General features: G+C 61.0%; 1 protein-coding gene. It reads right to left on the bottom strand.

Annotated features, from left to right (window positions below; all coding sequences use genetic code 11):
* A partial coding sequence (locus A6302_RS20775; RefSeq protein ID WP_210183439.1) for a hypothetical protein occupies positions 1-462 on the bottom strand: 462 nt, incomplete at both ends.

Consider the following 462-nt stretch of genomic DNA (forward strand, 5'->3'; position numbering starts at 1 on the left):
GGGCAACTGGGCTTTGCCGCTGCGCTTCAGGCTCGAACCATAGCCCTTGAGCCGCACGCCACGGCCGAAGAGCTGGATGATCTGCGAGCCTTCCGTCTGGCCGACATTCATCAGGCCCATGGTGCTCACGCGCCAGCTGTTCCAGCCTTCGGTGAACTTCTTTGACCCGATCAGCAGGTTGACGGTCGATTGCGGGGTGTTGATCGCATGGAAGAGCGAGCCCGCAAACTCGCTGTCTTGGGTGGCGATCCCGTTGTCTTCACACAGTTTGACCAGCTTGGCGTCGTCGCCCACGTTGATCACGCCGAAGGGTTCGTTGTCGCCGACGCGTAGCGCGATTTCGCCAGTTGCACCCTTCAGGTTCTCGACACGGAGTGCGCCGCCCCCTACGGCGTTGAAGAGGATCGAGAGCGTTTCGTCGAACACCTGCGCGGCTGAAAGGCCTAGCGTGTTCAGATAGGT

The sequence above is a fragment of the Methylobrevis pamukkalensis genome (assembly GCF_001720135.1).
GTDB classification, from domain to species: domain Bacteria; phylum Pseudomonadota; class Alphaproteobacteria; order Rhizobiales; family Pleomorphomonadaceae; genus Methylobrevis; species Methylobrevis pamukkalensis.